The organism is Mycobacterium sp. 1245499.0, from assembly GCF_001673615.1.
Lineage (GTDB): Bacteria > Actinomycetota > Actinomycetes > Mycobacteriales > Mycobacteriaceae > Mycobacterium > Mycobacterium europaeum_A.
Window position 1 is genome coordinate 1 of sequence record NZ_LZMG01000300.1, and the last position, 22,227, is coordinate 22,227.

Consider the following 22,227-nt stretch of genomic DNA (forward strand, 5'->3'; position numbering starts at 1 on the left):
CGGCGTCGGTGGTCAGCACCACCTTGTGCTCGGGCGCCAGGAAGGCCGACGGCCCGATCAGCTCGCGGGCCCGCGCGGTGTGTTCGGGGGTGCTCAGGTAGGGGTGCGCGCCGGCCGAGCGCTCCGCGGACAGCTTGAGCACGCGCGGGCCCGCGAGCTGATCGGGCCGTCGGCCTTCCTGGCGCCCGAGCACAAGGTGGTGCTGACCACCGACGCCGAGAAGGCGCGGGCCGTCGGCCGCAAGGCGCTCGACATCTATTTCAACCTCGCCAACTACCGAAACAACTGGAAGCGGCTGGGTTTCACCGAGGACGAGGTCACCCGGCCCGGCAGCGACCGCCTGGTGGACGCGGTGGTGGCGTATGGCACCGTGGACCAGATCGCGGCGCGGCTGAACGAGCACCTCGACGCCGGCGCCGATCACGTCCCCGTGCAGGTCCTGACAAAGGATGAAAACCTGGTCTCGGCGCTGGCCGAACTGGCGGGGCCACTGGGGTTGAAGCAGTCCTGAGACCGTAGGGGGAGCCCAGATGACCGAGGGAGTTTCACTCAAGCCCGAACTCGGCCGGTTCGGCGTGTGGCTGCCCACCCGATCCATCTCCGCGGATTTGGCGGCGGGCATCGAATCGCTGGGGTACGGCGCCGCCTGGATCGGTGGCTCACCGGACGCCGAGCTGTCCTGGGCCGAGCCGGCCCTGGCGGCGACGACGTCGCTGCAACTGGCCACCGGGATCGTCAACATCTGGACGGCGCCCGCCGGGGCCGTCGCGGAGTCCTTCCGGCGGATCGAAAGCGCGCACCCGGGAAGGTTTTTGCTGGGCGTCGGGGTGGGCCACCCCGAACACACCGAGGAATACGTCAAGCCGTACGACGCCTTGGTCTCCTACCTCGACGAACTCGATGCCGCCCTGGTGCCGACCAGCCGGCGGGTGCTCGCCGCGCTGGGCCCGCGGGTGCTGCGGCTCGCGGCGCAGCGCAGCGCCGGTGCCCATCCCTACCTGACGACGCCCGAACACACGGCGAAGGCGCGCGAACTGCTCGGCGGGGCAGTGTATTTGGCGCCCGAACACAAGGTGGTGCTCACCACCGACGCGGAGCGGGCGCGCGCGATCGGGCGCCAGACGGTCGAGTTCTACCTGGGCCTGAGCAACTACGTGAACAACTGGCTGCGGCTGGGCTTCACCGAGGCCGACGTGCGCAAACCCGGTAGCGACAGGCTGATCGACGCGGTGGTCGCCTACGGCACCCCCGACGACATCGCGGCGCGGCTGGGCGAACACCTGCAGGCCGGCGCCGACCACGTGGCGATCCAGGTGCTCGGCGCCCACGACGAGGAGACGCTGCTACCTGCGCTGAGCGAATTGGCCGGAGCTCTGGGGCTGACTGGCGCAAACTGACCGATCGGCTCGGTTAGGGTTTGGGCATGCGGTTACTGGTCACCGGCGGCGCTGGATTCATCGGCGCCAACTTCGTGCACAGCACGGTCCGCGAACACCCCGAGGATTCCGTCACGGTGCTCGACGCCCTGACCTATGCGGGTCGGCGTGAGTCGCTGGCCGACGTCGAGGACTCGATCGAGCTGGTGGTCGGCGACATCACCGACGCCGAGCTGGTGTCGCGGTTGGTCGCCGAATCCGACGCGGTGGTGCACTTCGCCGCGGAGAGCCACGTCGACAACGCGCTGGAGGGCCCCGAGCCGTTCCTGCACACCAACGTCGTCGGCACCTTCACCATTCTCGAGGCCGTACGGCGTTACGGCGTGCGGCTGCACCACATCTCGACCGACGAGGTCTACGGCGACCTGGAGCTCGACGACCCCCAGCGATTCACCGAGGCGACGCCCTACAACCCGTCCAGCCCGTATTCGGCGACCAAGGCCGCCGCCGACATGCTGGTGCGGGCGTGGGTGCGCTCCTACGGCGTGCGCGCGACGATCTCCAACTGCTCCAACAACTACGGGCCGTATCAGCACGTGGAGAAGTTCATCCCGCGCCAGATCACCAACGTCCTCACCGGCCGGCGGCCCAAGTTGTACGGCACCGGGGCCAACGTCCGCGACTGGATCCACGTCGACGACCACAACAGCGCGGTCCGCCGCATCCTGGACTCCGGCGAGATCGGGCGCACCTACCTGATCAGCTCCGAAGGCGAGCGCGACAACCTGACCGTGCTGCGCACGCTGCTGCAGATGATGGGCCGCGAGCCCGACGACTTCGACCACGTCACCGATCGCGTCGGCCACGATCTGCGTTACGCCATCGACCCGTCGACACTGTATGACGAATTATGTTGGGCGCCAAAGCATACCGACTTCGAGGAGGGTCTGCGTGCCACCATTGACTGGTATCGCGCGAACGAATCGTGGTGGCGTCCGTTGAAAGACGCTTCGGAAACCCGCTACGAAGGACGTGGTCAGTGACATGAAGGTTCGCGAACTAGACATACCCGGGACCTGGGAGATCACTCCTACCCTTCACGGGGACACCCGGGGCCTGCTGTTCGAGTGGCTCACCGACCACGTCTTCACCAGCTTTACCGGTCACCGACTGGACGTCCGGCAGGCCAACTGTTCAGTGTCGTCCGCCGGCGTGCTGCGCGGTCTGCACTTCGCCCAGGTTCCGCCGAGCCAGGCCAAATACGTCACCTGCGTATCCGGCTCGGTTTTCGATGTGGTGGTCGACATCCGCGTGGGCTCACCCACGTTCGGCCAGTGGGATTCCGTTCTACTCGACGACCTGGACCACAGGACGATTTACATCTCCGAGGGTTTAGCACACGGCTTCCTGGCGCTGCAAGACAATTCGACGGTGATGTATCTGTGCTCGGCCGAATACAACCCGCAGCGCGAACACACTATTTGCCCGACTGATAGCGCGTTGGCGATTGATTGGCCGTTGGTCAATGGCGCCGCACCCAAATTGTCCGACCGGGATGCCGCGGCCCCCACTTTCGACGAAGTCCACGCCGCGGGGCTTTTGCCGACCTGGGAGGAGACACAGAAGTTCATCGGGCAGCTGCGCAACAAATAATTGTCCAATGACAATGACTTTGCTCCGGCGACAGGGTTGGGAAATAATCTCGCGCCGTAGCTTTAGGCGGGGAGGCGCATGAAACTCGGGCAGGTTTTCGATCCGCGGAACAATGTACTGAATGCATGGCGCCTCGCGCTTGCCGGTGAGGTCATCATTTGGCATACCTTGTCCGACACCGGGCCGCTGCCGTCGGCCAGGTTAGTTCTGCAGCTTCTGCTTTGCGTGGGTGTGGACGGTTTCTTCGCCATCTCAGGCTTTCTCATTACGGCTAGTTGGCTCAACAACCCGCGGATTGGTGAGTATCTCGCCGCGCGAGCCTTGCGGATCCTGCCCGGATTCTACGTGTGCTTGCTGGTGACAGCGTTCGTCATCGCGCCACTCAGCGTGGAGATTCAAGGTGGTTCGGCGTCGGGGCTCATCTCGTCGGGGGCGCCGTTCGATTACGTCTTGAAAAACAGTGCGGTGGCGCTCGTCAAATTCGATATCGGCGGCACACCGCGCGGAGTTCCGAACGCCGGCATGTGGAATGGTTCGCTGTGGTCGCTGGTCTGGGAACTTCTCTGCTACCTCGTCGTCGCCGGCATCGGCATCGTCGGACTGGCCAAGTACCGCTGGGTTTCTCCCGTAATATTGGTACTGGCAACCACCGGGGCGTCGCTGCTGCCACCCATCAGGTTCCCGGAGGTGTTGACGCATCCCGAAGGCGACCCGCGAATCGCCCTGATGTTCTTGGCGTGCCGCACGGCCATCATGTTCTCGGCCGGGGCGCTCCTTTATCAGTGGCGAGACGTGATACCCGCCAAGTGGTCGCTCGTCGCGATCAGCGTGGTGATCGTCATAGCAGCCGGCGCGCTGCCCGATTACCGGGTGGTTGCGGCAATTCCACTTGCCTATGCCATCATCGTGTCAGGTTCTTTGATACAGAACGAACGGTTGCGGCTTCGTACCGATCTTTCCTACGGCACGTACATCTACGCCTACCCGATCCAGCAGGTGCTTGCTATCTGCGGGCTGCTTCGGTGGGGTCCCCTGGTCTTCACCCCGCTGGTGGCCATCGCCACGCTGCCGCTGGCCGCAGCGAGCTGGTTCCTGGTCGAGAACCCCGCCAGGCATCTCAAACACCGCCTGAGACGGAAGTCGACGGCCCACGCTCCCGAGCCGCCGGACGAAATCGCCGGTCATGCTCGATCGCCAGATTCCCCGCCCATAGCACCAGCGTGATCACCTCGGCCGTCACGCTGACGGCCGCGTACGGCGCCGGGTCCCAGCCGCGCTCAAAGAAGCCGGAGAGCCCGACGGTGCGCGACATAACGAACGCGACCAGCGAGCCGCCCGCCACCGCGGCGCCCGCCCAGCGCAGCCAGGCCGGCCCGCCGATCAGGATCAGCAGCGCGAGCGCGAACGACACGCTGGCCTGCGCCAGGAATGCCGCGCCGATCATCGGAATGTGTTGGTAGCCATGGACATAGAGATAGGCGTGGCTGGCGGCGGCGACGGCCAGCGACACGGCGAGGCCGAGCCGCACCAGGATGTTCGCCAAACTCATTGCAGCGTCCGCTCCTTCAAGGCCAAGGCGGTCTCTCCCCTGGTGTAGCTGACCTCGCGGATGCCCAGCGCGTCGCGCAGCTTGCCGGCGGGCAGCGTGACCGGCTTGGGCGCCGGCCCGTCACCCGGTCGCGGCAGTGGGTACGCGGTGGTGGTTGCGCTGTAGAAGGTCACGTTGCCTTCGGTCTTGGAAAACAGTTGGTGGACATGGCCGTTGAGGCAGGTGACGGAGGAGAAGCGGCGCAGGTAGCTCAGCGCCTGGGTCGCGTCGTCGGTGCCCCAGCCCCATTGCGGGTACATGGCGAACAGCGGGATGTGGCTGAACACGATGATGGGGGTATCGCTGGACAGGCGGGCGACGTCCTTCTTGACGAACTCCAGCTGATCGGCGCCCAGGTGGCCGAGCTTGTGCAGGTTCAGGGTATTGACCAGCGCGATCAGGTGCACGCCGGCGATGTCGAGGCTGTACCACCCGTCGCCGATCGAGCCGGCGCCGAACGCGTTTCGGTACTTCTGCCCCGCGTCGTCGATCGAGTCGTGCTCCCCGGGCACGGTCAGCACGTGCGGCGTCTTGAGGCCGCTCATCATCTGCTTCACCTGGTCGAACTGTTCCGGGCTGGACAGGTGGGTGAGGTCGCCGGTGTGGATGACGAAATCCGGTGTGTATCCGAGGTTGTTGACCTGATCGATCGCGTGGCCGAACGTCGAGGTGACATCCGGGTTGGGTGCTCCGGTGAAACCGAGGTGGCTGTCGCTGATCTGGGCGAATCGCAGGGTGGGCCGTCCCGCCGCGTGCGCAGCCTTGGCGTCGCCGGCGGCATGCGAGATGACCTCACCGCCGGCCACCGCGAACCCGACCGCCGCCCCGAACCAGGCCGTGTGCCGGATGAGCTGGCGGCGGGTCATGCCGTTCGCATGCTCACTCATCCCGTCACCACCACGGTGCCGCGCATCATCGGATGGATCGAGCAGACGTAGTCGAAAGTCCCTGCGGCGGCGAAGGTGTGGGTGAAGGTCGCCCCGGTGCCCATGCCGGGTGAGTGAAACGAGCCGTCGCTTGCGGCCACCGTGTGGGGTTCTTCGTCGCGGTTGGTCCACGTGACGGTGGTCCCGGCGGTGACGGTCAACGAGGCGGGTTGGAACGCGAAGCCGTCGATGGTGACCTCATTGCCGCGCACGGGAGCCGCCGGCGCGGTGATCGACACCTCGGTCGTGGGCGCCGCGGTGTTCGCCACCGGCCGGGACTGGGAGCAACCGGCCAATGCCAACACGCCCGCGGCCGGCACGATCGCCAAACATCTTCGAAGCATGGGGACATCCATGCCCAGAGATATGGCGGCGGGTTACACCGCTCAGGCCGGCCGCTCGGCACGCGGCGGGGCGAACACCTCGATGCCGCCGTTGGCCTCGCGAACCATCAATGCCGGCAAGGGCTTTGGCGCTATCGGCAATTGATGGGCGATCACCTGGCCGGTGGGCGAAAACGACGTGGTGTGGCACGGGCAGCGCAGCGTGTCGCCGGGTGCGTCGAACCACAGCTTGCAACCCTGATGCGTGCACACTCCCGAGACGGCCTGGACTTCGCCCGCGACCCGGCGGACGAATCCGGTCACCGAGCCGAGGTCGAAGGCGTGCATGACGCCGTCGGGCACATCAGAGCTGGCCGCCACGCGCTGCCAGCTGCCCTCGTTGGGCGTGAGTTGCCCGGCCGCGACTTCGGGACCGTGACCGTCGCCGCCGCGGCCGAGGATCAGGGCGCGATCGACGGACACCGCGGCGACCGCCGCCGTCGCGGCGGCCGACGTACCGACGATCACCTGGCGGCGCGTGCTGCGACGGTCCGGCGCCGGTTCCGTTGGCGCACCGGACATTTGCTCGGCGAGGCGCCGGCGCAGGTCGGTCAGGAATTCCTGGCGGGGCGCGTCACCACCCTCGCGCGCCGCGCGCAGCTCGATCGCCGTGCGCAGCTGAGCCGCCTCGAAGTCGTCGGGCGCGAACGGCCGGGGCCGGCGCCCCCGCAACAGATCGTCGACATAACGTCGCAACCCTCGCGCATTCATGGCTGGCCCCCATCGTTGACCTGGGCCGCCAGCCGCAGGGCGCGGTGCTGGAGCACCTTGGCATTGGCCACGCTGATCCCGAGTTCCGCGGCTGACTCCTTGATCGAATGGCCCTGCAGGAAACGCGATTCCAGAATCCGGCGGTAGCGGTCCGGCAGGTTGTCCAGAACCCGGGCAACCCGCTGCGGCGCGGTACTGATGGCGTCCTGGCCCTCGGCTGGTTGTTCGATGTCCTCGATCGAGGTTATCTCGCGCCCCAGCGTCTCGCGCCAGTGTGCGGCCAGCACTGTCCTGGCCGTCGCCCGCAGGTACGCGCGCACCTCGGCGACGCTCGCGGTCAGCCGCAACGGCCGCAGCGCCGCCAGGAACACCTCGGCGGTGAGGTCCTCGGCGTCGGTCTGGTTTCCGACGCGCGCGAACAGCGTGCGGTACACCCAGGTCGCGTTGTCGGAGTACACGGCTTCCCAGCTCGGGTAGCCGGCGTCATGGCCGTCCTCGGGCACCGCGCGCAGGGGTCGCGGGCCGACGGGCTCGTTTCTTGCCGCCACATGCCTCCTTCACCCGATGAATAGCGACTCGGGTTACACGGGCGCAGCGAGTGCGGCCTCGGCGGCCACGAGCTGGTCGAGCTTGGTGGCGGTGGCCGAGAACACGGATTTGGCGATGCTCAGTATCCGCTCGCGCACCCGCGGCTTCGCCGACGCCGACGGCAGCAGGTGGCCGATCAGATGGCCGAACAGGTCCAGGCGCGCCGCAGACAGCCACGACATCAGCTCCGGGTCGTCGAACCAGCGCAACTGATTGGTGTAGTCGGCCAGCGCCAGCCGCAACCAATCGAGGTCGGTGTCCGGATGCGGCAGGGGCACGCAGAGATCGTTTTTCACGGTGTCGTCACGGTATGCGGCCTCGACGTGGGCGATCAGCGCCGCGGAGAAGATCTGCTGGCAGCCGCGCACGCTTTGCAGCGTGATGGTCCCGATGTCGAAAATCGGTGTAGCGGGCCGCTTTTCGGCGCCGTCCGCGGTGCAATCGATGTACAGTTCGTCGCCGCTGACCGCCACGGTGCCGCCGTCGAGCGTCAGCCTGCCCGCGTCGATCCGCAGGAGGTGACCCAGGCGCACCACGTCGGTGATGCGCCGCAGTTGCTCGAGCTCGAGCCGGGTGACGGTCGCGCAGCGATACATGGCGGGCCGGATCGCCGGATCGATCCGCAACAGCACGCCGGCGTCTTCGAGACGCGCGAACAGATCCCGCGCCGAGGCGGCGTCGTTGATCGCGCGCAGTTGGGCGGTGAAGCTGGCCTTGAGCTTGTCGGCGAACAGCGAGCCGGGCTGCATGGTTTCGCGGTCCAGCAGCCAGGAATCGCGGGGCACGATCCAGGTCAGCCGGTCCGGTTCGATCCCGTGACCGAGCAGCCACAGGCAGGTGTCGATTCCGGTCTTGCCGGCCCCGACGACGACGTAGCGCTCGTACCCGCCGAGCCGGGGCAGGTCGTTGGGCGCGACGCACGCGACGCCGTCGGCGACCTGGTACGGGGGGCGGCGCATCGCCGGGACCGTGACCCGCATGTAGGTGGCGTCGACGACGCGGCGCGTCACGTCGACGGTGTAATCGGCGCCGGCCAGCGTGCGGAACCGGCCTTGCCCACCGTATTGGCCGAGGTATTCGCTCATCGGGAAGTAGCTGACCCGCCCGGTCGGCAACCACTCGCGGCGCATGATGCGGTCGTAGTAGGCGCAGATTTCGCCGGCGGTCGCCAACTCGTAAAGCCCGTGGTTCCAACCCACTTGGTCGATGGTGTCACTGCCGAGCCGCGACGAGTTGACGCCGTAGAAGGCCGAGGGCTGATGCAACCGCACGAACGGGTAGGCCATGGTCCAGTGCCCACCGGGCGCGTGCTGGCGGTCCACCACCACCACGCGGGCCTCCGTCTCGGAGACCAGCGTGTCGATGAACGCCATGCCCATGGCGCCCGCCCCGACCACCAGGTAGTCGGCCTCGATGGTGCGCATACCGCCCTCAGGCTAGACCGGCGACCACCTTGCCAAGGCCCGAACCGGGTTACTAGGATATCCAAGTATCCGCTTAAGCGCTCAACCACACCCGAGGGCCCCATGACCACACAGATTCCGCACTTCATCGATGGGCAGCGCACCGCCGGCCGGTCCGGCCGCAGCGCTGACGTCTTCGACCCGAGCACCGGGAGCGTCCAGGCCACGGTGCCGATGGCCGGCCAGGCCGACATCGATGCCGCGGTCGCCTCGGCCGTCGAGGCCCAAAAGGGTTGGGCCGCAACCAATCCGCAGCGGCGCGCGCGTGTCATGATGCGCTTCATCGAGCTGGTCAACGCCCACAACGACGAGCTGGCCGAGCTGCTGTCGCGCGAGCACGGCAAGACGCTGGCCGACGCCAAGGGCGACATCCAGCGCGGCATCGAGGTCATCGAGTTCTGCATCGGCATCCCCCACCTGCTCAAGGGCGAGTACAGCGAGGGCGCCGGGCCCGGCATCGACGTCTACTCGCTGCGCCAGCCGCTGGGCGTGGTCGCCGGCATCACCCCGTTCAACTTCCCGGCGATGATTCCGCTGTGGAAGGCCGGCCCGGCGCTGGCCTGCGGCAACGCGTTCGTGCTCAAGCCCAGCGAGCGCGACCCGTCGGTGCCGGTTCGGCTGGCCGAGCTCTTTCTGGAAGCGGGCCTGCCCCCGGGCGTGTTCCAGGTCGTGCACGGCGACAAGGAGGCCGTCGACGCCATCCTGAACCACCCCGACATCCAGGCCGTCGGGTTCGTCGGCAGCTCCGATATCGCCCAGTACATCTACGCCGGGGCCGCGGCCACCGGCAAGCGCTCACAGTGCTTCGGCGGCGCCAAGAATCACATGATCGTGATGCCCGACGCCGACCTGGACCAAGCCGTCGACGCCCTGATCGGCGCCGGCTACGGCAGCGCCGGCGAGCGGTGCATGGCGATCAGCGTCGCGGTCCCGGTCGGGGACAAGACCGCCGACCGGCTGCGCGCCCGGCTCATCGAGCGGATCAACAACCTGCGCGTGGGCCACAGCCTGGACCCCAAGGCCGACTACGGACCGCTGGTGACCGAAGCGGCCGTGGCACGGGTGCGCGACTACATCGCCCAGGGGGTCGACGCGGGTGCCGAGCTGGTGATCGACGGCCGCGACCGCGCCAGCGACGACCTGACGTTCGGCGACGCCAACCTCGAGGGCGGCTTCTTCATCGGTCCCACCCTGTTCGACCACGTCACCCCCGACATGTCGATCTACACCGACGAGATCTTCGGGCCCGTGCTGTGCATCGTGCGCGCGCACGATTACGAAGAGGCGCTGCGGCTGCCGTCGGAGCACGAATACGGCAACGGCGTGGCGGTTTTCACCCGCGACGGCGACGCCGCCCGCGACTTCGTCTCGCGCGTGCAGGTCGGCATGGTCGGGGTCAACGTGCCGATCCCGGTGCCGGTGGCCTACCACACCTTCGGCGGTTGGAAGCGGTCCGGTTTCGGCGACCTCAACCAGCACGGCCCCTCGTCGATCATGTTCTACACCAAGACCAAGACCGTGACGTCGCGGTGGCCGTCCGGCATCAAGGACGGCGCCGAGTTCGTCATTCCCACAATGGATTAGGCCGGCTGTTTCTCATGGCTTCTTTTACCCTCAACGACGACGAACGGGTGATCACCGAGACGGCCGCCGCGTTCGCCGCCAAGCGCCTCGCCCCGCACGCCCTGGAATGGGATGCGGCCAAACATTTTCCGATCGACGTGCTGCGCGAATCCGCCGAACTCGGCATGGCGGCGATCTACTGTCGTGACGATGTCGGTGGCAGCGGACTGCGCCGCCTCGACGGGGTCCGCATCTTCGAGCAGCTGGCCATCGCCGACCCGACCACCGCCGCGTTCCTGTCCATTCACAACATGTGCGCGTGGATGATCGACACCTTCGGCACCGCCGAGCAGCGCAAGGATTGGGTTCCGCGGCTGGCGTCGATGGACGTCATCGCCAGTTACTGCCTCACCGAGCCCGGCGCCGGGTCCGACGCCAGCGCGCTGAGCACCCGCGCCGTCAAACAGGGTGGCGACTATGTGCTGGACGGCGTCAAGCAGTTCATCTCGGGCGCGGGCGCCTCGGACGTCTACGTGGTGATGGCCAGGACCGGCAGCGACGGCCCGCGCGGCATCTCGGCCTTCGTGATCGAAAAGGGCACTGCGGGGCTGAGTTTCGGCTCGCTCGAGGAGAAGATGGGCTGGCACGCCCAGCCCACCGCCCAGGTGATCCTGGAAGGCGTCCGGGTGCCGGCCGAGGCGATGCTGGGCGGCGCCGACGGCGAGGGCGCCGGGTTCGGCATCGCGATGAACGGGCTCAACGGCGGTCGGCTCAACATCGCCGCGTGTTCGCTCGGCGGCGCCCAGGCCGCCGCCGACAAGGCCGGGGCCTATGTCCGCGATCGCCAAGCGTTCGGGTCGTCCCTGCTCGACGAGCCGACCATCAGGTTCACCCTGGCCGACATGGCCACCGGCCTCGAGACATCGCGAATGATGTTGTGGCGGGCGGCCAATGCGCTGGACGAGGACGATCCCGACAAGGTCGAGCTGTGCGCGATGGCCAAGCGCTACGTCACCGACACCTGCTTCGAGGTCGCCGACAAAGCCCTGCAGCTACACGGCGGCTACGGCTACCTGCGCGAGTATGGTCTGGAAAAGATCGTGCGCGACCTGCGGGTGCACCGAATCCTGGAAGGGACCAACGAGATCATGCGGGTGGTCATCGGCCGGGCCGAAGCCGCACGGGTTCGCGCAACCGCATAGAAGGGTCTTTCAGATGACCGAACACCTGACGGTGGCCTTCCTGGGCCTGGGCCACATGGGTGGGCCGATGGCGACGAATCTTGTTGCGGCCAAACACGCGGTGCGCGGCTTCGATCCGGTGCCCGCCGCGCTGTCCGCGGCGACGGAGGCCGGCGTCACCGGGTTCGGCAGCGCCACCGACGCGGTGGCCGGGTCGGACGTCGTCATCACCATGCTGCCCAACGGGGAGCTGGTCAAACGCTGTTACGCGGAGATCCTGCCGGCCGCGCGACCCGGCGCTCTGTTCATCGACAGCTCGACGATCTCGGTCAACGATGCCCGCGAGGTGCATGCGCTGGCGGAGTCCAACGGCGTCGCGCAGCTCGACGCGCCCGTCTCCGGCGGGGTGAAGGGTGCCGTCGCCGGCACGCTGGCCTTCATGGTGGGCGGCGACGAGGCCGCGCTGCAGCGTGCGCGGCCGGTGCTGGAACCCATGGCGGGCAAGATCATTCACTGCGGCGCGGCCGGGGCCGGCCAGGCCGCCAAGGTGTGCAACAACATGGTGCTGGCGGTCCAGCAGATCGCGATCGGCGAGGCGTTCATCCTGGCCGAGAAGCTCGGGCTGTCCGCGCAGTCCCTGTTCGACGTCATCACCGGGGCGACCGGCAACTGCTGGGCCGTGCACACCAATTGCCCGGTGCCGGGGCCGGTTCCGACGTCGCCGGCCAACAACGACTTCAAGCCGGGCTTCGCCACCGCGTTGATGAACAAGGACCTGGGCCTGGCGATGGACGCGGTGTCGTCCAGCGGTGCGGCGGCGCCGCTGGGTACCCACGCCGCCGAGATCTATGCGAAATTCGCCGCCGACCACCCCGAAAAGGACTTCAGCGCGGTCATCGAGATGTTGCGCGGCAGCTGAGAACCGCCGGGCTCAGAAGTCACCCGCGTTGCGCCGCAACGTTTCAATGCACGCCGCCAGGTTCTGCGATTCCGTGTCGGTCATCCCGATGTCGGCGAACACCTGCTTGTTGAGGGTGACGGTGGCGTCCTCGACCGTGGAGCGGCCCAGGTCGGTGATCGCCACCAGCGTGGTGCGCCCGTCGGTGGGGTGCGGCACCCGTTGCACCAGCCCGTCGGCCTCCAGCCGACGGATCGCGTGGGTCACGCTGGTGACGTGGACCTGCAACCGGTCGGAGGCCTTGGTGATGGGCAGCGCCCCGGTCCGGCTGAATGCCAACAGCCGCAGCAGTTCATACCGGGAGAAGCTCAGGTCGTAGGGGCGCAGCGCCGTCTCGACCCGCGCCAGCAGGATCTGGTGCGCGCGCATCACCGAGGTCACCGCCACCATGCCCGGTGCCACGTCGCCCCACCCGGCGCGCTCCCAGTTGGCCCGCGCCGCGGCGATCGGATCACGCTTTTCCGGTTGTGATTGCGCCACGCCCCTTCTTACCGCACTTGGCGCCCGGGTGTGGCCTTTCCCAACGCCGAGAGCACCGCCGTCGTCGACGCTCGGCTGCCCACGGTGATCCGCGCGCCACCGTCCGCGTAGTACCGCACCCGCGGCCCGCTGTCGCCGAAAACCTCACGCCACGACCGATACCGCCCGTCGCCGGACGGCAGATACATGAAATTCGCGTGCGCGTCGGTGGTGTGGATCCCCATCGCGCTCAGGCGGTTCCGCAGATGGCGGCGTTCGGCGGTGATCAACCGGATCCGGCGCAGCAGTTCATCTTCCGCGTGATACGACGCCGCGACCGCGAGCAAGCTGGTGATCGCGATGCCGAACGGCAGCTGCTGGGACCACAGCGTCCGGGCCAGCTCCGTCGACGCCACCCCGTAGCCGATCCGCAGCCCCGCCAGCCCGTAGGCCTTGGAGAACGTCCGCACCACCACCACGTGGGGGAAACGCGCGACCAACGCCGCCACGTCGAAACGGTGCTCGACGGCGGTGAACTCGATATAGGCCTCGTCGAGCAGCACCACGGTGTCGCGCGGCACCCGGCGGAGAAACCGGAAAACGGCGGCCCTGGGCTCGATGGTGCCGGTCGGGTTGTGCGGCCGGCACACCACCACCACGCGGGCCAGCGCGGCCGCGTCGGCCAGCGCGTCGAGGTCGTTGTGGCCGCGCTCGTCCAGCGGCACGAGTGACGGATTGAGCCGCGCCATCTGCGCGACGATCGGATAGCCGTCGAACGTCGGCGATGCCATCGCCATCGTGTCACCCGGCGACGTCAGCGCGCGCAGCGCCTGCAGCACGACGCCGGTCGCCCCCGCACCCAGCACCACCCGGTCGGCGGGCACACCGATGTGCGCGGCGATCACGTCGCGCAGCCGTTCCGGCAGGAACTCCGGATACCGGTTCGCCGCGCGAACGGACCGGATCAGCGCGGCACGGACCGCCGGTAGCGGGGGAAACGGATTCTCGTTGAGCGACAAGGCAAACGGATCCACCGCGTTGGGCAGCGCTTCGCGGATCTCGCCGTCCATCAGGCCCGGCACCGCGTGCATCAGCCTCGACCACCCCAGCGCACCGCGGCCGCGCCGGCGAAGTCGCCGGCATGCGCGAACGCCGCCATCATCACCACGTCCCCGGCCGCGAGCTGACCACCGGAGACGGCGCGGTCCAGGTTGATCGGGATGCCGGCGCCGAACAGGTTGCCGCACTCGTCGAACGTGTCACGGTGTCTTGATTTCGGCACCTCGAGCGCGTCACGCCAGTTGCGCAGGAACGCCCGATTGGGCTGGTTGGTGACCAGCAGGTCGATGTCCTTGGCGGCCAGGCCGATTCGATCGCACACCGCCAGCGCCACCTCGGGGACCTGCCGGTTGCCGCGGGCCAGCACCTTGGTGATCTTGCTTTCGGTGAAACCGATGCTGCCCTCGCCGGGACCGGCCTGCCACCACTTGCGGGGCGGGTCGTAGGACAGCGTCATTTCACCCGCGTACTCGCCGTAGGTGCGGCACTCGATGTCCAGGATGGGTGAGTGGCCGCCCACCGTGACCAGCCCCACCGCGGCGCCGTCGCCGGGCACCGCGGACTGCGCCTTGCGGCGAATCGTCGGCTGATCGAAGAACTGGCCGGCCGCGTTTTGCGCGATCGCGATCAGCGCGGTGTGCCCTTCGCCCGCGGCCAGCAGTTTGCGAGCCACGTTGAGCGCCAACACGAATGCGGCGCAGCCGCCGTTGTTCAGGTCGAGCACCCAGGACGGTCGCATGCCCAGCCGGTGCGCGATGCCACCGCCCTGGCCGTAGAACGCCATGTCGGGCACCTGGGTGTGGGTGATCAGCACGTCGGCGCCTGCGACGGCGTCGTGCCCGTGCCGGTCGATCAGGCCCTGGGCGGCGCGTTCGATCATGTCGATGGAACTCTCGTCCGCGGCGACGTGATGGCGGAACTTCGGCGCGCGGAACATCACATTGTCGCGCAGGTCGTCGGATTCGGCGAATTGCGCGTAATAGTGGGCGGGGATCGGCTCACCCGGCAGGTACGTGGAGACGTCGACCAGGCTGACGCTTGGGCCACCCATGGCCCGCTCACCTCATCCAGACGGGCGTCACCGGCAGCCCGTTGCGGTGGCGGTACTCGGCGATCGCCTTGAGGTTGCGCAGCTCCAGCAGATGGCCGGCGCCGAACATGTCCCAGAAGTCGCCGACCCACACCGGGCGCTGGGCGGGCGCGGTCTCGGGATACGGGTTGTGATCATAGAATGGGTGGTGGCAATTCGTCCACAGCACAACCGATCCCGGCTTGTCGAGGACCGTCGCCGCGTCGACGACGCGCATCAGGTAGATCATCCACAGGTGCTTGCCCTGGTCCCAGGCGCAGTGGTAATCCACGGTCCGGGCCTGCGCGTTGGCGACGGTGCGGGTGTAGATCTTGGTTTCCGAGCCCAGCCGGTCGTGGGCCAGCCACAGCCCGGGTTCGTCCGTGGGTGTGAAGCCGCGCAGGCTGTAGGTCCACTCCTCCAGACTGCGGGTGTCGGCCATGTACTCGTACAGCTCGTCGGGTGGGCAGTCGATGTAATCGTTGACGGTGCAATACTGTCCGAAGACCTCATCGTGCGGGTATACCGACCGCATCATGTCCATGATGATCGGCGTGGCCTTCTCCCTGGGGCTGGTTTCGATGCGGGTGACGCCATCGATCAGGTCGGGGATATCCTCAAGCGCTGGCGGCGACATTGGTCTGGTTCTCCTTAACACGCGAAATCTGCTCCGCGGCAGCGCGTTTGACGTGCGTAGCCGCGAGAAACGGCGCAAACGGCGGGATCTCGTCGGCGTCGCACTCGACGCTGACCACCGCCGGACCGTCGATGCCGAGCGCGGCGCCCATGGCCACCGCGAATCCATCGACGTCGTTGACGTCCACCGACGTCAAGCCCGGGAACATCGCCGCCAGCCCGGCCCCCAGCCGGCTGGGACGAAAACGGTTGTAGCTGTACAGGTCGTCATAGAACAACTGCTCACGGGTCACGCACATGGCGTGCGCGTTGTTGTTGAACAGGACGAAGGTCATCGGTAATCGATATTGCACGGCGGTGTGCACTTCCATGCCGTGCATGAAGAATGCGCCGTCACCGGCGATCACGACGGTACGGCCGCCGGGCCGGCCACTGTTGTTGCGGCCGAACGACATTCCGATCCCTGCCCCGAAGCTGTAGCCCATGCCGCCCATGCCGAGCGCGACGACGAACCTGCCGCCGCGGCGTGCCGGCAGGTAGTGAATCGCGGCGGCGCCGGTGTTGCCGGCGTCGACCACGATGTCGGCCCCGTCGGGCAGGACGCGGTCCAGCACCGCCATGGCGTCGCGGTACCGCAGGCCCGGTCCCGCGCAGGGCGGCGGCGTCAGCTCGGTGGGCCGCAGCGGGCCCGGCACCCGCACCTTGGCGGGCCGTCCCGGACCGGACAGCGCCTGGGTCAGCATGCGCAGCGAGCCGCGCAGGTCGTCGGTGTGCACGTGCGGGCATGCCACATAGGGCGGCGCCGACCCGAGCGAGACCGTCGGCACCGCCGCCAGAGCGTCGTCCAGCCCGGTGCGCGCGGTGACCGACAGGCGCGTGCCCACGACCAGGCACACGGCGCTGCCGGCCACCGCTTCAGCCACGCCCGGGTGGCCCATGACGCCGGTCACCCCGAGCGCGGACGACGATCCGAGGCCGGGTGTGCCGGCGACGTCTTTGGCGTCGGGCACGGTGGCCACCCGCGCCCGCAGCACCGCCCGCAGGGCTTCGAGCTCGGCGCGGGCGTCGTCGCGGGCGACCTGCTCGCCGACGATGATGGTCACCGGGCCGCTGGCGTCGCGCAGCATTTCGGCGATCGAGTCCGGATTGCCGATGGGACGCGGGCCCTCGACCGGCCGCCCATTCTGCGCGCAGTCCAGGGTCGCCTGCTGAATATCCTTGGGCAGCAACAGAACCGCCGGGCCGCCGCAACGTGCCGCGGCGATCGCCCGGGGCAGCAGCGCGACGATGTCGGCGGGCGTACGCAGCCGGCGGCAGAACAGCGACACCGCCGAGAACAACGCCTCGGCGTTCGGCGACCCGTTGACGCCACTGGTGTCCTGGAAGCTGCCCTGACCGTCCATCGCGGCGGCGGGCTGGCCGACCAACGCCAGCACCGGCACCCGGCTGGCCAGCGACTCGCCCAGCCCGGCAACCAGGTTCAGCGCTGCGCCACCCGAGGTCGCGGCCACCACGCCCAGCCCGGCCCCGCTGCGGCTGTACCCGTCGGCCATGGTGGCCGCGGAGAACTCGTGCTTGGCCAGCACGGCGTCGATGCCGGGGCGGAAGTGCGCGGCGTCGTACACGTCCTCGATGTTGGCGCCGTCCACACCGAAGAGGTGGTCGACTCCGATTGCCGCGAGGTGCCCGACGATGTGGTCGGCCACCCGGTACCTGCCGGGCATGCCTGAAGGAACGAGGTAGGCACTCGGTCGGTTCATTGCTCGTCCATGAACCGTTCACCGGTCACCATCGTGGTGTTGAGATGACCATCGAACTGCGCAACGTGGTGCGCGAGTACCGGGTCGGCGGTCAGACGGTGCGGGCGCTCGACGAGGTCAGCCTGTGGCTGGCGGACGGGCAGTTCGTGTCGGTCGTCGGGCCCTCGGGGGCCGGGAAAAGCACGCTGCTGCACCTGCTCGGGGCCCTGGATTCCCCCGATTCGGGAACGATCGCGTTCGACGGCGAGGAGATCGGGCGACTCGGCGACGAGCAACAGTCGCGGTTTCGCCATCACCGGGTGGGCTTCATCTTTCAGTTCTTCAACCTGTTGCCGACGCTGTCGGCGTGGGAGAACGTGGCCATTCCCAAGCTGCTCGACGGGGTCCGGCTGGGCGCCGCCAAACCGGAGGCGATCCGACTGCTGGATCGCGTCGGGCTCGGCGACCGGACCGGGCACCGCCCGGCCGAACTGTCCGGCGGTCAGATGCAACGGGTCGCGGTGGCGCGCGCGTTGATGATGAACCCGCCGCTGATTCTCGCCGACGAGCCCACCGGAAACCTGGACTCCGCCACGGGGGCGTCCATTTTGGCGCTGTTGGCCGAGGTGGCGCACGAGGACGCTGCGGGCCGGCTGGTGGTGATGGTGACCCACAACGCCGACGCGGCCGCGGCCACCGACCGGGTGATCACCTTGCAGGACGGTCGGGTCGGCTCCGACGTGCTGGCGGGCGCCGGGTGAAACCCGGATCGGCGATCACGGCCACGGCGAGCAGGCTGCGGGTCTTCAGCCTGCGCGAGCTCACCGTACACAGGCGCCGCACGGTCGCGTCGATCTCCGTAATGGCGGTATCGGCAGCGTATTTGGTGGCGGTATTCGGCATCTTCGGGTCGATCACCGGGTCGGTGAGCCGGCTGGCCGACGGGATCGCGGGCGTCGCGGCGCTCGAGGTGTCGGGCATCACCGACGCCGGATTCCCCGACTCGATCCTGGCCGAGGTGGCCGCGGTCCCGGGCGTGGCGACCGCGGCGCCGATGATTCGAACGTCGGCGACCACGCCGTCGGGGCCCGTGCTGCTGCTGGGCGCCGATGCGAGCACCGCCGCCCTCGGCGGGGCGTTGACAGACGCGGTGTCCCGACCCGTGCAGGCGCTGTCCGCGACGCCGTCCGGCGTTCAGGTCGGGCCGCGGGTCGGCTACGCGAAAGGCCAGGCGTTCCAACTGGGTTCGGCCTCGGTCACGGTCACCGACGTGCTCGCGGGCAAGCAATACGCGAACCTCAACGGCGGGCACTACGTGCTCGCCCCACTCGCCTTGGCGCAGCACGCCGCCGGCCGCACCGGCCAACTCGACTCGATACTGATCACCACCAAGCCCGGCGCCGACCTCGGAGCCGTTCGCGCCGCGGTCACCGGCGCGGTGAACGGTCGCGCGATCGTGGCGGCCCCCAGCTTCCGGGCGGCCCGCGCCGGTGACGGGGTCAAGCTGATGAACTACATGGCCCTGCTGGGCGCCGCGGTGGCGTTGGTGGTCGGCGCGTTTTTGATCTACACCACGATGACGATGGCGATCACCCAGCGCCGGCCCGTCATCTCGATGCTGCGCGCCATCGGCGGCCGGCGCGTCGCCATCGTCGGCGACATGCTCGCGGAGGCCGCGGTTCTCGGCCTGATCGGCGGGGCCGTCGGGTCCGCGTTGGGAATTGTGGCGGCCCACATCGCGATTCGCCGGTTGCCCCCGGCGGTGACGCAAGGGCTCGAAGCCCGCGTCGAGTACTGGCTGCCCGGCTATGCGCTACCGCTGGCGCTCGCGGTGACGGTGCTCACCAGCGTGGCGGCCTCGGCGATGGCGGCGCGCCAGGTGTACAAGGTTTCGCCCATCGAGGCGCTGGCCCCGGTCGGCGCCTCGGCGGCCGACGTCGTGCCACGGTGGTTGCGCGTCGCCTGTGGGGTCGGCGCCGTTGCGGTGATCGCGGTGGCGGCGGTGCTCGTCACCGGCCAGCGCGGCAGCTACGCCGTCGTCGCGATGGCCGCCCTGTTGGGCGCGCAGATCGCCCTGGGCTTCGCGCTCACCAGGCCCATCGTCAACGCCGCGGCGGCGACGGCGCGCACGTTCGGATCGTTCGGAGCGCTCGCGGCGGCGACGATCCAACGCGCGCCGCGGCGCGTGTGGGCGACGGTGATGACCGTGCTCATCGGGGTGCTCACCACCGTCGTGATCACCGGTACGAACGCCGACATGATCCGGTCGGCCCGTAGCATCTTCGCGCCGGTCGCCGACACCGACGTCTGGGTGAGCGCAGATCCCCCGGACAGTTACCCCACCGACGCTCTGCCACAAGGCCTTTCCGGCAAGATCGCCGCGCTTCCAGGGGTGGCGCGAGTGACCGAGGGCGCGTTCGGATTCGCCGTCGTCGGCGGCACCCGGGTGCTGCTCGACGGGTTCGCCACCGGCAGCAACGATGCGCTGTTCGGAGCGCTCGACGAACGAGTGCGCTCCGAGGTGCTCGCCGGCCGGGGCGTGGTGCTCACCCAGAATCTGGGCGCGATCCTGCACCTGCGGGCCGGTGAGCCCCTGCGGCTGCAGACGCCGCACGGCGCACGGGAGGCGACCGTGCTGGCCCTGGTGCCGTTCTTCTCGACGGTCATCGGCACGGTCGGGATCGACCTGGATCACCTGCGGGCGTGGTTCGATCGCCCGGCGGCGACGACGCTGCAGGTCGTCGCCGCGCCGAAGGTGAACCGGCAACGCCTGGTGGCCGCGGTCCGCGCGGCGGTGCCCGCGCCGAACCACGTGTACGACGGTGCCGCGGCGCTGGCGGGGCTGCAGGCCCCCCTGCATCAGAGCATGTTCATCGCCAACGCGGTGTGGATCATCGTCGTGACGGTGGCCGCGGTCGCACTGCTCAACACGTTGACGCTGTCGGTGATCGAACGCCGCCGCGAGATCGGCGTGCTGCGGGCAATGGGTTCCAGTCGGCGATTCACCTTGCGGATGGTCCTGGCCGAGGCGGCCGGAATCGGTGTGGTGGGGGGCGTTTTGGGGCTTGCGCTCGGACTGACCGACCAGTGGCTGTTCAGCCGCATCAGCCGGGACATCATGAACTTCGAGGTCGGCTTTCGCCTGAGTCCGCTCGCGCTGGCCTTCACGCTCGGTGCGCTCGCGATCAGCCTGCTCGGCTCGGTGCCACCGGCACGGCGTGCGGCGCACCTGTCCATCATCGAGGCGGTCAGCGTCGAGTGAGGATGGCGAATCCCTGCAGATGGGGTTTGCACGGGAAGGGCACCGGCGTTCGCGGAACGCTGCGTAGCCCGGTGGTGTCGAATCCGGCCGCGGCGATCGCGTCGCGGGTTCGCCGGTTCGGCTCGCAACCGCCCGCCAGCCACGACCAGGGCCGGGCGATCAGGTCCTGGAACCGGCCCGTCGCGCCGTCTCCGCGCACGTGCTCGAGGACGACGAGCCGGCCCCCGGGGACGAGGACCCGCCGGATCTCGCGCAGGGTCGCGGCCACGTCGTCGACCGAGCACAACACCAGCCCGATATGCACGGAATCGAAAGCGTTGTCCGGGAACGGAATCGCTTCACCGACGCCCTCGACGAGGTCCACCGCGATGCCACGGCGTTGCGCGAGCCGCCTGGCCATCCGCCGAAACGTCGCCTCGGGTTCCACCGCGGCGACCGACGTCACCGCCGCGGGCAGAAACTTCAGGTCTGTTCCCGGCCCCAGGCCGAGCATCAACAGCCGGCCGGTCGCGTTGCTCAGGGCGGCCCGCCGATACCGGTGGTAGAACAACCGGTCGAAAACCGGCTGGCCGACCCGGTACACATGCAGGAACAGGAATTGCCGGAGCGTCATCGGCCGCCCAGATCCATTCGGAACGGCGGATATTCGTCGCGCATCAACGACACGTACACCGCCACCCGGTAGCGCCAGCGCACCATGCCCATCAGCAGATCGAACATGCCCTGCGGGATGGTTCCGGTGCACAACAGCGCCACCGCGGAGATGACGCAGAGCACCTGTAGCGGCGCCTCCATCGACCAGCACAGCAGGACCTGCGGGATCGCCAGCAGCCACTTCACCAGCACCGCCCAGTTTTTCAGCCGGTCCGGGTAGTCGACGGTAAGGTCTCCGGGGTAGTCGGGCCGGGACGCAAGGGTGAACGGCGGGTACTTGTCCGTGCTGTTCATCGGGAATCGGTAGTTCATCACGCGCCACGACCAGCGCAGCACCCCGACGTTGAACTCGAAGAGCGGCCGCGGATACCGCCCGGTGCACAGGATCACTACGCCCGCGGCCACGGTCGAGAGCGGATACACCAGGTAGAGCAGGATCAGGATCGGGTAGTGCGGCAGGGCCAGCACGCACCACTTCAACAGCCAGAGCCAGCGCGAGGGCAAGTCGAAATCGCCTCGCACCCTTACGGATTCGGCCGGTTCGTTCACGGGCTCGACGGGATCTTCGCCACTACCCCCAAGTTTCGGCTGATTTGAGCGGACATCCGGCGATGGCTCGTCAAGCGCAGAAACGTCGTCAGCGCCGAGGTCTGCAGCCGGTCCGAGATCAGGGCTGCCGGTCTGAGCACGCGCTCACCATGCGACACCGGCAACGACGCCGCCCACGACACGGCCATGACCCGCCGGCGCCGGGTCTTCTCGTAGGACCGCAACGCACGCGAAACATCTTCGCCGCGAACGTTTGTCGCACGACGCACGCCCGCCAGTGCCCCGCACAGCACCATGGTGTCGAGCAACGCCTGGTTGGTGCCCTGAGCCAGGGTGGGCGGCATCGTGTGCGCGGCGTCGCCGAGCAGGGTGACCGGGCCTTGGCCCGCACGCGGGATCGGATGGCGGAA

The 22,227-nt window shown here is 68.5% G+C and carries 23 protein-coding genes and 1 pseudogene; 10 read left to right on the forward strand and 14 right to left on the reverse strand.

Features of this window, described 5'->3' with window-relative positions:
* From A5646_RS18110 to A5646_RS18130, 5 genes and pseudogenes are all read left to right on the forward strand, one after another.
* A pseudogene (locus A5646_RS18110) lies at nt 1-511 on the forward strand (LLM class F420-dependent oxidoreductase); the annotation flags it as partial.
* A gap of 19 nt (nt 512-530) precedes the next feature.
* On the forward strand, nt 531-1,397 hold the full coding sequence (locus A5646_RS18115) for an LLM class F420-dependent oxidoreductase (protein WP_066880442.1): 867 nt from the start codon (nt 531-533) through the stop codon (nt 1,395-1,397).
* Nucleotides 1,398-1,423: 26 nt separating this feature from the next.
* Nucleotides 1,424-2,419: a dTDP-glucose 4,6-dehydratase gene (gene rfbB, locus A5646_RS18120; RefSeq protein WP_067023147.1), complete on the forward strand. Its 996-nt coding sequence runs from the start codon at nt 1,424-1,426 to the stop codon at nt 2,417-2,419.
* Nucleotide 2,420: 1 nt separating this feature from the next.
* Nucleotides 2,421-3,029, forward strand: coding sequence for a dTDP-4-dehydrorhamnose 3,5-epimerase (rfbC, locus tag A5646_RS18125; RefSeq protein ID WP_067023150.1), 609 nt, complete (start codon nt 2,421-2,423; stop codon nt 3,027-3,029).
* A 78-nt stretch (nt 3,030-3,107) separates the two neighbouring features.
* On the forward strand, nt 3,108-4,253 hold the full coding sequence (locus A5646_RS18130; protein WP_067023153.1) for an acyltransferase: 1,146 nt from the start codon (nt 3,108-3,110) through the stop codon (nt 4,251-4,253).
* Here the strand turns inward: A5646_RS18130 and A5646_RS28295 are convergent.
* The 6 genes from A5646_RS28295 to A5646_RS18160 are packed head-to-tail and all read right to left on the reverse strand — an operon-like array spanning nt 4,147 to nt 8,649.
* The gene (locus A5646_RS28295; RefSeq protein WP_082984776.1) at nt 4,147-4,578 is read right to left on the reverse strand and encodes a hypothetical protein; all 432 of its coding nucleotides are present in this window, start codon (nt 4,576-4,578) and stop codon (nt 4,147-4,149) included. The two genes, A5646_RS18130 and A5646_RS28295, sit on opposite strands and share 107 nt — an antisense overlap.
* The gene (locus A5646_RS18140) at nt 4,575-5,504 is read right to left on the reverse strand and encodes a metallophosphoesterase (protein WP_066880441.1); all 930 of its coding nucleotides are present in this window, start codon (nt 5,502-5,504) and stop codon (nt 4,575-4,577) included. The genes A5646_RS28295 and A5646_RS18140 overlap by 4 nt, the downstream gene beginning before the upstream one ends.
* The gene (locus A5646_RS18145; RefSeq protein ID WP_156749176.1) at nt 5,501-5,887 is read right to left on the reverse strand and encodes a cupredoxin family copper-binding protein; all 387 of its coding nucleotides are present in this window, start codon (nt 5,885-5,887) and stop codon (nt 5,501-5,503) included. The genes A5646_RS18140 and A5646_RS18145 overlap by 4 nt, the downstream gene beginning before the upstream one ends.
* A 42-nt stretch (nt 5,888-5,929) precedes the next feature.
* On the reverse strand, nt 5,930-6,637 hold the full coding sequence (locus tag A5646_RS18150; protein WP_067023161.1) for a Rieske (2Fe-2S) protein: 708 nt from the start codon (nt 6,635-6,637) through the stop codon (nt 5,930-5,932).
* Entirely contained in the window at nt 6,634-7,185 is a 552-nt protein-coding gene (locus A5646_RS18155) for an RNA polymerase sigma factor (protein ID WP_067023164.1), read from the reverse strand. Before A5646_RS18155 ends, A5646_RS18150 begins: the two co-directional genes overlap by 4 nt.
* A 33-nt stretch (nt 7,186-7,218) precedes the next feature.
* Nucleotides 7,219-8,649, reverse strand: a complete 1,431-nt coding sequence (locus tag A5646_RS18160; protein ID WP_067023166.1) for an NAD(P)-binding protein — start codon at nt 8,647-8,649, stop codon at nt 7,219-7,221.
* Nucleotides 8,650-8,751: 102 nt separating this feature from the next.
* Between A5646_RS18160 and A5646_RS18165 the strand changes: the two genes are divergently transcribed.
* Genes A5646_RS18165 through mmsB form a run of 3 tightly spaced genes read left to right on the forward strand, consistent with a single transcriptional unit; the run spans nt 8,752 to nt 12,351 of the window.
* Nucleotides 8,752-10,272, forward strand: coding sequence for a CoA-acylating methylmalonate-semialdehyde dehydrogenase (locus A5646_RS18165; RefSeq protein WP_066860448.1), 1,521 nt, complete (start codon nt 8,752-8,754; stop codon nt 10,270-10,272).
* Between the two features lie 14 nt (nt 10,273-10,286).
* The gene (locus A5646_RS18170) at nt 10,287-11,453 is read left to right on the forward strand and encodes an acyl-CoA dehydrogenase family protein (protein ID WP_067023169.1); all 1,167 of its coding nucleotides are present in this window, start codon (nt 10,287-10,289) and stop codon (nt 11,451-11,453) included.
* A gap of 13 nt (nt 11,454-11,466) precedes the next feature.
* Complete coding sequence (mmsB, locus tag A5646_RS18175) at nt 11,467-12,351, forward strand: 3-hydroxyisobutyrate dehydrogenase (RefSeq protein WP_066882255.1); 885 nt, start codon at nt 11,467-11,469, stop codon at nt 12,349-12,351.
* Between the two features lie 12 nt (nt 12,352-12,363).
* On the opposite strand, the gene A5646_RS18180 is transcribed toward mmsB, so the two are convergent.
* The 5 genes from A5646_RS18180 to A5646_RS18200 are packed head-to-tail and all read right to left on the reverse strand — an operon-like array spanning nt 12,364 to nt 17,337.
* Nucleotides 12,364-12,870: a MarR family winged helix-turn-helix transcriptional regulator gene (locus tag A5646_RS18180; protein ID WP_066860458.1), complete on the reverse strand. Its 507-nt coding sequence runs from the start codon at nt 12,868-12,870 to the stop codon at nt 12,364-12,366.
* 8 nt (nt 12,871-12,878) lie between these two features.
* Nucleotides 12,879-13,940, reverse strand: a complete 1,062-nt coding sequence (locus A5646_RS18185; RefSeq protein WP_067023171.1) for a histidinol-phosphate transaminase — start codon at nt 13,938-13,940, stop codon at nt 12,879-12,881.
* Entirely contained in the window at nt 13,940-14,959 is a 1,020-nt protein-coding gene (locus A5646_RS18190; RefSeq protein WP_067023174.1) for a 3-oxoacyl-ACP synthase III family protein, read from the reverse strand. The genes A5646_RS18185 and A5646_RS18190 overlap by 1 nt, the downstream gene beginning before the upstream one ends.
* A 7-nt stretch (nt 14,960-14,966) precedes the next feature.
* Nucleotides 14,967-15,614, reverse strand: a complete 648-nt coding sequence (locus A5646_RS18195) for a hypothetical protein (RefSeq protein ID WP_066882261.1) — start codon at nt 15,612-15,614, stop codon at nt 14,967-14,969.
* The gene (locus A5646_RS18200; protein ID WP_231998355.1) at nt 15,595-17,337 is read right to left on the reverse strand and encodes a thiamine pyrophosphate-binding protein; all 1,743 of its coding nucleotides are present in this window, start codon (nt 17,335-17,337) and stop codon (nt 15,595-15,597) included. The genes A5646_RS18195 and A5646_RS18200 overlap by 20 nt, the downstream gene beginning before the upstream one ends.
* Before the next feature lie 80 nt (nt 17,338-17,417).
* Between A5646_RS18200 and A5646_RS18205 the strand changes: the two genes are divergently transcribed.
* Together A5646_RS18205 and A5646_RS18210 are read left to right on the forward strand one after the other, a co-directional pair.
* Entirely contained in the window at nt 17,418-18,113 is a 696-nt protein-coding gene (locus tag A5646_RS18205; RefSeq protein WP_066860475.1) for an ABC transporter ATP-binding protein, read from the forward strand.
* Nucleotides 18,110-20,614: an ABC transporter permease gene (locus A5646_RS18210; RefSeq protein WP_066882265.1), complete on the forward strand. Its 2,505-nt coding sequence runs from the start codon at nt 18,110-18,112 to the stop codon at nt 20,612-20,614. The genes A5646_RS18205 and A5646_RS18210 overlap by 4 nt, the downstream gene beginning before the upstream one ends.
* On the opposite strand, the gene A5646_RS18215 is transcribed toward A5646_RS18210, so the two are convergent.
* The 3 genes from A5646_RS18215 to A5646_RS18225 form a co-directional block, all read right to left on the reverse strand.
* Nucleotides 20,601-21,227 carry a class I SAM-dependent methyltransferase gene (locus A5646_RS18215; RefSeq protein WP_066882267.1) on the reverse strand — a complete coding sequence of 209 codons (627 nt, stop codon included), beginning with the start codon at nt 21,225-21,227 and terminating at the stop codon, nt 20,601-20,603. The two genes, A5646_RS18210 and A5646_RS18215, sit on opposite strands and share 14 nt — an antisense overlap.
* Nucleotides 21,224-21,790: a DUF4389 domain-containing protein gene (locus tag A5646_RS18220; RefSeq protein WP_066882268.1), complete on the reverse strand. Its 567-nt coding sequence runs from the start codon at nt 21,788-21,790 to the stop codon at nt 21,224-21,226. The genes A5646_RS18215 and A5646_RS18220 overlap by 4 nt, the downstream gene beginning before the upstream one ends.
* Nucleotides 21,791-21,813: 23 nt before the next feature.
* The coding region (locus A5646_RS18225) for an NAD(P)/FAD-dependent oxidoreductase (RefSeq protein ID WP_197497995.1) at nt 21,814-22,227 on the reverse strand (414 nt) is incomplete at its 5' end.